This is a genomic window from Streptomyces sp. H27-D2, from assembly GCF_035828615.1.
Lineage (GTDB): Bacteria > Actinomycetota > Actinomycetes > Streptomycetales > Streptomycetaceae > Streptomyces.
Genome location: NZ_JAYMZR010000087.1, coordinates 23,826 through 30,560 on the forward strand (window position 1 = coordinate 23,826; position 6,735 = coordinate 30,560).

Annotated in this window: 7 protein-coding genes, 1 pseudogene and 1 CRISPR repeat array; of the genes and pseudogenes, 5 read left to right on the top strand and 3 right to left on the bottom strand. The window is 66.8% G+C overall.

Annotated elements, in window-relative coordinates; translation table 11 throughout:
- The first annotated feature begins 61 nt into the window (after positions 1–61).
- Both QMK28_RS26780 and QMK28_RS26785 read left to right on the top strand, forming a co-directional pair.
- Positions 62–604: a transposase gene (locus QMK28_RS26780; RefSeq protein WP_326442161.1), complete on the top strand. Its 543-nt coding sequence runs from the start codon at positions 62–64 to the stop codon at positions 602–604.
- Positions 601–1,134, top strand: a complete 534-nt coding sequence (locus QMK28_RS26785; protein WP_326442162.1) for a hypothetical protein — start codon at positions 601–603, stop codon at positions 1,132–1,134. Before QMK28_RS26780 ends, QMK28_RS26785 begins: the two co-directional genes overlap by 4 nt.
- Here the strand turns inward: QMK28_RS26785 and QMK28_RS26790 are convergent.
- Entirely contained in the window at positions 1,111–1,959 is an 849-nt protein-coding gene (locus QMK28_RS26790; protein WP_326442163.1) for a hypothetical protein, read from the bottom strand. The genes QMK28_RS26785 and QMK28_RS26790 overlap by 24 nt on opposite strands.
- Before the next feature lie 719 nt (positions 1,960–2,678).
- Positions 2,679–2,843: a hypothetical protein gene (locus QMK28_RS26795; protein WP_326442164.1), complete on the bottom strand. Its 165-nt coding sequence runs from the start codon at positions 2,841–2,843 to the stop codon at positions 2,679–2,681.
- Between QMK28_RS26795 and QMK28_RS26800 the strand changes: the two genes are divergently transcribed.
- A complete protein-coding gene (locus tag QMK28_RS26800) occupies positions 2,842–3,339 on the top strand; it encodes a hypothetical protein (RefSeq protein ID WP_326442165.1) in 498 nt (165 codons plus the stop codon). The two genes, QMK28_RS26795 and QMK28_RS26800, sit on opposite strands and share 2 nt — an antisense overlap.
- On the top strand, positions 3,336–3,923 hold the full coding sequence (locus tag QMK28_RS26805) for a DUF6262 family protein (protein ID WP_326442166.1): 588 nt from the start codon (positions 3,336–3,338) through the stop codon (positions 3,921–3,923). Before QMK28_RS26800 ends, QMK28_RS26805 begins: the two co-directional genes overlap by 4 nt.
- Positions 3,924–4,246: 323 nt before the next feature.
- On the opposite strand, the gene QMK28_RS26815 is transcribed toward QMK28_RS26805, so the two are convergent.
- A complete protein-coding gene (locus tag QMK28_RS26815) occupies positions 4,247–4,705 on the bottom strand; it encodes a hypothetical protein (RefSeq protein WP_326442167.1) in 459 nt (152 codons plus the stop codon).
- 516 nt (positions 4,706–5,221) lie between these two features.
- Between QMK28_RS26815 and QMK28_RS26820 the strand changes: the two are divergent.
- A pseudogene (locus tag QMK28_RS26820) lies at positions 5,222–5,904 on the top strand (DUF5655 domain-containing protein); the annotation flags it as partial.
- A gap of 313 nt (positions 5,905–6,217) precedes the next feature.
- A CRISPR array of direct repeats spans positions 6,218–6,735; the repeat unit is 29 nt; unit sequence GGGACCACCCCCGCGAGCGCGGGGACCAC.

The following is a 6,735-nucleotide window of genomic DNA, read 5'->3' on the forward strand; positions in this document are numbered from 1 at the left end:
GATGGGGTGGCGTTGGGGCATCTCTGCCGGTCAGGCGTTCGGGGTTCGCTTGGGTTGTGGGATGAGTGGTCGCAAGCCGTACCCGAGTGATCTCACCGACGAGCAGTGGAAGTTGATTGAGCCCGTGATCAGTGCCTGGAAGGCCGAGCACCCCTCGGCCACCGGCCATCAGGGCAAATACGCGATGCGGGAGATCGTCAACACGATCCTCTACCAGGACCGCACCGGCTGTCAGTGGGAGTACCTGCCGCACGATCTGCCGCCGAAGAGTGCGACGTTCTACTACTTCGCCGCCTGGCGTGACGACGGCACCGACCAGACCGTTCACGACCTCCTGCGCTGGCAGCTGCGCGAGAGCCGGAAGCGATTAGCCGACCCGAGTCTGGTGGTCCTGGACACCCAGAGCATCCACGCGGCCGTCGGCGTCCCGGCCGACACGACGGGCGTGGAACAGACGAACGGGATCTTGATGTTCTACCGCCGTCTCGTGCGCGACTACGAACACCGGCTCGCCTCCTCCCGCTCGCGGGTGTTCTGGGCGATGACGTCGGTCATGGCCCGCCGCCTCACCGGCCTCACCCTCCCCTCCTGGAGGGGCGCGTGAGTGAGATCCCCCAGGTCGAGGCCGTACTGGCCTACGTCGAGGTCCGGATGAGCGAAGTCTCCGAGCAGGCCGGACAGCTCCGGGACCAGATCGCCGAACTCACCGCCCGCCTCTGCGAGTTCGACACCGAGAGCGAGAATCTGCAGATCCCCCGCAAGACCCTCCTCAGCCTCCCCGCACCGGCACCCGCCCTGGTGCCGGCACCGGCACCGGCACCGGTCGACGATCCACCCCGCGCCGAGGTGCCGGAACACGCCGCCTACCAGCAGATCCTCACGGCCCCCGCCGACACCGGCGGTCCGATGCGGGCCCGCGACATCTGCGAGGCCCTCGACCTGCCGATCCTGCCGAAGAACACCGAGGGCATCCGGTCCAAGCTGACACGCCTGGTAACCCGCGGCATCCTCACCGAGCCCGAGGCCGGCTTGTTCACCCAGCCCACTCCTGAGCACCAGCCCACCCCACCGAGCAGGGCACCTCACCCAGACCTCATCGCGAATCGGGCATCACGGCGCGAACCGCCCTCTTAGAGCCCGATCGAGGCTGGCGAACTCCTTAGACGCCGTGAGCTTCGGCGTGCGCATCACTTCAGCGACCAATGCAGCGTTTCTCTTGGTGCAACCTGCAATGTGTTCGGCTTCGACATGCCACCCCTTTCCATCGGGGTAGAACATGGAATTGTCTCCGGTATCGATAACCGCCAATGGGCCGACCTTTAGTTTCTTCCCGTCGTCGTGCTCCAAGGTGACGTCGAGGACGCCATACCAGGGGCTGCTTCCCTCCGGGCTTCTCTCAGGGCCGACGGTGAGCATGAACTTCTCGTACCTGTTGGGCGGGATCTGGTGTGTCAGTTCAGCCGACAGGCTGAATGGCACTTTGTAGCTACGACCATCCCCAGAGACTGGCTGTTCGTCTGGGATCGTGAACTTGTAGTCGGCCGTGTAGACGAGGGGACCGCCCAATCCGTAGCAAGCCTCCAGGTGACCGGACTTGCGAAAAGTCATGGTCGCCTTCGAAATGAAGGATGGGGCGTTTTCAAGGTTTCGGACCGTGACTTCGATATGGACGCCCCGGAGACCGTCTACTTTGACGGGGGAGGCGGGGCCATCGGTCGAGGTTCCGGAGATTCCTTCCTTGATGCCGGCGGTCACCTTCGCCAACTCTAGCTCCGCCTTGGGCTTTCCATCCTCCTCGGCGATCTTGTTGCCTTCCTTTGCCGTCTTGTTCGCTTCTTCCGATACGGAGATGACGCGAAAGTTTAGGAGAATCCCAAGGATTCCCAGGGTTAATGTGGAGTAAATCCCGATGAGGATTCCCCAGTCGCCGAGGGTTCGCCCCCGATGAGCATCGAGCACGCGCCGGGCGATTGATCTCCGTGGCGGCGTCGGAGGTTGTCCGCCACTGGGTGGTGTCGGAGGCCCCCCGCTCGGTGGTGTCTGAGGCGGTCCTCCGCTCGGGCTGGGTGTCACGCCGCTCCCTCAATCCTTGAAGTGTTGCCCCTTGAGTCCTGGAGGCGTTCTGACGTGGCGATTCTCCAGCCAGTTACCCCCACCGTGCAGTAGTTCACACGAACATCACCCGGTCCTGCCTCACGTGAAGCGGGGGTGGGTGCAGCCGTTACGCCCTCCTCTCCCACCTGCTGCCCGCCCGCCGAGCCCGGCTCTCAGCCCGCAAGGTCAAGTCCCCGATCTCCCGCTACGCCGGCCACCCGCTCGAAGAACGCCCCCTGACCAGCACACGGATCGCCAGCTTCGACATCGACGTCGAGAAGCCGGGAACCGCGCCCCGCCCCGAACCGTCCCGAGCCGCCCGAGCAAGGATCATGAGTCCTGGCTCCCGCGTCGACCGCGTCTTCGCACTGCTGCGATCCGAACCAGATCGCTCCTTCGCCCCGAGCGAACTGGCACGGACGCTCGAGATCATCAATATCAACAGCTTCAGCGTTCAACTCGCCACCTGGGCCCGCCGCGGTCTGCTCGCCAAACCCGCACGCGGGCGCTATGCGGCCCCGAGCAACTGCCCCGCACCAAGCCCCTTGACCTGCGCCGATCCGCCTTAACTACGCGGCATTGCATCAAACCCGGGGCGGTTCAGTCTCCCGCGTCACCTGCAACCGGGACAGCTCGGAATCCACCGCGATCAACTCCTCAGAAAGCCCGGCGATCCGCTCCCGCAACTCCCCAGCCCGTAAACGAGCCGCAGCCTCCCGCGCCTCCAACGCATCCATCAATGACGGCATGACACCAACCCTCCCTCGGTGCCCGCCCCATGGCGAGCTCGTCACCGCGACGGTAAGAGCTCGGCCACCCACCCTCACACCAAACCCCTACGAATCACCCCAACGAGGCACCCTCGCAAGATCTGCACCCAACCTCGACTGCCACAACTGCGACAAGTTCGTCCTGTCCGGCGCCGACCTGCTCTACTGGCGGCGCAAGCGCGAGCAGTGGCGGCTACTGGCCGAAGGCGCCCCCGACGACGCCACCGCCGACTACCTCCACCGCTACTTCGAACCCACCGCCCGCGCCATCGACGGCCTGGAGAAGGCCCTGGCCGGCCTCGGCCTCCTCGACGACGCCCTCGCCCTGGACCTGCGCAAACCCCAGGACTACTTCCACCGCGTGTGGTCTACCGCCTTCCGCGCCGCCGACCTCGCCGACGTGGGGCATAGCAACGGCGAGTACGGCGATACGTGCACAGCCAACGGCGACGACCCTGGACAGGACGCTGCATGAAGAATCCCACCGCTTCCGAGCCCCGCACCACGGCGGCCCTCGCCGCCCGCCGCCGCAAGACCGAGACCGCCCTTGAGCGGGTCCACCAGGCCATCGCCCGGCTCCGGCGAGAGAAGGCCCAGGTCAGCGTCGCCGCCGTCGCCCGCAGGGCGGACGTCTCCCGCACCTTCCTCTACAACAACGCCGAGGCCAGAGCCGCAGTCGCCGCCGCGATGGCCGAAGCCGGCGAACGCCGAACCCAGATACTCGCCGAAGAGGACGAAAAGCGTGAGGCGACCTGGCGCGAACGCGCCCTGAACGCCGAGGAAGCCCTCAAGGTCGCTCACGTCGAGATCCTCGCCCAGCGGATCCGCATCGGCGAACTCCTCGGCCAGATCCGCGACTTGGAGACCGAGTGGACCGAGGGAGCCGCCCAACGGATCGCCACCGAGAACTCCACGCTCAAGCAGCGAGTCCGCCAGCTCACCGCCGACAATCGCACCCTAGATGAGCGGCTGAAGGCCGCCCGCGCCAACCTCCGCTTCCAAGACCGACGCGTCGCCGACCTCGAAGCCCGCATCGCCGATCTGCCTGACAGTACGTGATCTTCGCTCTCGCCCCGGTGCATGCCCAACCCTGCAAGACCCGGTCGTCGCGGTCGGCCAGCACGTGGCGGGCAACCGCAGTGACTGCAAACCTTGGGAGGAGTCCGGTGCCAAAAACGGCGGTCGGGGAGACCACGATCGGCGACAGCGTCGCGTGGCGAGATGAGTTGATCACGCGTGTCGGCCGCGGTTGTCCGCGACGTCACCACCTGGATGAGCGACAACAACGGGCGCTCCAGTAGCGTCCCGACAGCCATCACCCCGCCCGGCGAGGAGAGCTCCCGCCACCGATGGTGGCGGAGCCCACTCTCATCACGCTGCGATCAGAAGTCCTTCTGGAAGTCGTAGGTGTACGGCCCCGATACGAACTTGTCTGTCGAGATCAGGTCCGCAGTGATCGTGCGACCTGGCTGCACGTCACTGGCCGACCCTTCAAGGCTGGCGACATCCTTCCCGCCCTTGAACACGGTGATCGTAAACGTGTTGAGTCCGCCGTCCGGGTTGTCGCCCGTATAGGTGATGCGCGCACGCCCACCGAAGTCACCGAGGCCGTTGTCACGTACCGTGATCGAGTCCAGCCGCCAGTCACCACTTTCGATCGGAGGCTGGGTGCCCTTGCCCTGAGGGGCCGCACTTGTGGTCCTAGCCGGCGGGCTCGTGGCGGGCGCGCTGGTGGTCGGCGGAGTCGTGCCTGATTCCTCACCACCACCACCACCGTCGTCGGTACCACATGCCGTGAGCAGCGCAGCCAACAGGCTGAGGGCAACGACCTGTCTCTTCATCGCAGCCTCCCTCATACTTGATCAACAGAGCACGACCGTATGACGAGGCAGTACAGAGCGCACTCTGAACCGTGCAGGCGGGTGAACGTGCCGGATCGACTGGTTCGGCCTCGTCACGACGCCCCGCCCACCGAAAGGCCCGAGACGGCCACCGCGGCGCACAGAAGGAGGCGAGCAGGCCACCCAATGCCGAACAGGTGGCCGTCAAACGCACCTTCGCTCACCTGAAGAATTAGTGCATCCGCACCAAGCTCTGCATGCCCGCGCGTTCCGAGACGACACTCTTGCGCGCCCTGCTCGCGCTGACCAACACGAGATCGCCCGCTGACAGACGATCTTGTCGGCAGACAGCAGCCCGCGGCCGGCACGAGCACACGATCAACTGTCCATACCAGCCCCGTGGCCAGCAACTTCAAGTTGAGCAAGATGCAATGTGCACCAAGCCACCGTCGCGGACATGTAGTCTATGAATCGTCGCAGTTCAGAGCCGGTTCACGAGCTCCTGCAGTCGGTAAAGTCGAGTACAAACGTTCGAGGGACGCGAACGTCATCAACCAGGGACTTTTCTACCTCGCGTGGCTGACCGACCACCGCGCCGAGTTCCAGCTCCTGGTCCGCGAGCGCCTCGGGGCAGCCACAGCCGGCCAGGTGCTGTGGAGCGCGCCGAGGCTGATCTGCGTCGCGGAGAGCTTCACCCGCTACGACCGCCACACGGTCCGCGAGATCCGGCGCAACATCGACCTCGTCGGCTACCGCTACTTCGGCGACCGGCTCCTCGCACTGGAGACCGTCGCCTCCGTCCAGGCGCAGACCACGGCACCACGCCCCGTGCTGGGGCCGCGCCGCGTCCAAGCGCCCTCGCCGGCTCGGTTGGGCGCGGGGCCGCTGGCGGAGCTGCGGGCGGCTCTCGATGACGCGTTGGTCGCGCGCTTGGGGACGACGTTCAGCAGTTGGAGCGTAAGCAGTACCGCGCCTACCGGCGGCTGCGAAACTTCGCCTGCGTCGGCAACGCGCAGCAGAGCCACGTGCTCGTCTACCTCAAGGCCGACCCGAAGGAGGTCGGCCTCGTGCCGGGTTTCACCCGGGACGTGACCGGGATCGGGCACCACGGCACCGGCTCGCTGGAGGTCAGGCTCCGCACGGAGAAGGACTTGGCGCGCGCCGAAGACCTGTTCCGGCTGAGCTACGCGGCGGCGTAACCCGGGCACGCGTCGCACGGACCTCCTGCGGACAGCTGCGGGAGATCGTGGGGAGTTGTGGGTTGGATACCGGAGGGCAGCCTCTCGTCGTGGCGGGCGGGGAATGGCGGTGGACTTCCATGGTGCGGGGGATCCCCGGTTTGGCTAACCGGGGATCCCCCGCTATAAAGGCCCGGCTGCGGCTCGTCAGGGGTTCGGCTGGCGCATGAGCCCAGGGCGGCGTTCAGGTGCAGGGCGCGACAACGTTGAATCCGGAATGCTTGTTGCCGGATGTCAACCACGCCCCCGCACCGTCCGACGCTCCCCCACGGCCGGGACCACCCCCGCGAGCGCGGGGGCCACCAGCGGTCGTGCGCGTCGCACTCGCAGTCGCAGGGACCACCCCCGCGAGCGCGGGGACCACGGTGCGGGTGACGGCGAACGCCACCAGGCGCCGGGGACCACCCCCGCGAGCGCGGGGACCACAACGACACCACGAACAAGCCGATCATCGGCCCGGGACCACCCCCGCGAGCGCGGGGACCACCCCCGGCAAGGTGACCACCGCCTGGACGAACCCGGACCACCCCCGCGAGCGCGGGGACCACGTGTGCATCGACCCGTCCGGCTGGACCGGCAAGGGACCACCCCCGCGAGCGCGGGGACCACTTCGCCATGACCTCGGGTTTGGGGGCCCGTGTGGGACCACCCCCGCGAGCGCGGGGACCACGCGACAATCAAAGTCGCGATCTTGGTGAATGCGGGACCACCCCCGCGAGCGCGGGGACCACTTCGCCATGACCTCGGGTTTGGGGGCCCGTGTGGGACCACCCCCGCGAGCGCGGGGACCAC

Coding starts and splice junctions, on each gene's coding strand:
- QMK28_RS26780 (WP_326442161.1), top strand. CDS start 62: ATGAGTGGTCGCAAGCCGTACCCGAGTGATCTCACCGACGAGCAGTGG.
- QMK28_RS26800 (WP_326442165.1), top strand. CDS start 2,842: ATGACACCAACCCTCCCTCGGTGCCCGCCCCATGGCGAGCTCGTCACC.
- QMK28_RS26795 (WP_326442164.1), bottom strand. CDS start 2,843: ATGCCGTCATTGATGGATGCGTTGGAGGCGCGGGAGGCTGCGGCTCGT.
- QMK28_RS26805 (WP_326442166.1), top strand. CDS start 3,336: ATGAAGAATCCCACCGCTTCCGAGCCCCGCACCACGGCGGCCCTCGCC.
- QMK28_RS26815 (WP_326442167.1), bottom strand. CDS start 4,705: ATGAAGAGACAGGTCGTTGCCCTCAGCCTGTTGGCTGCGCTGCTCACG.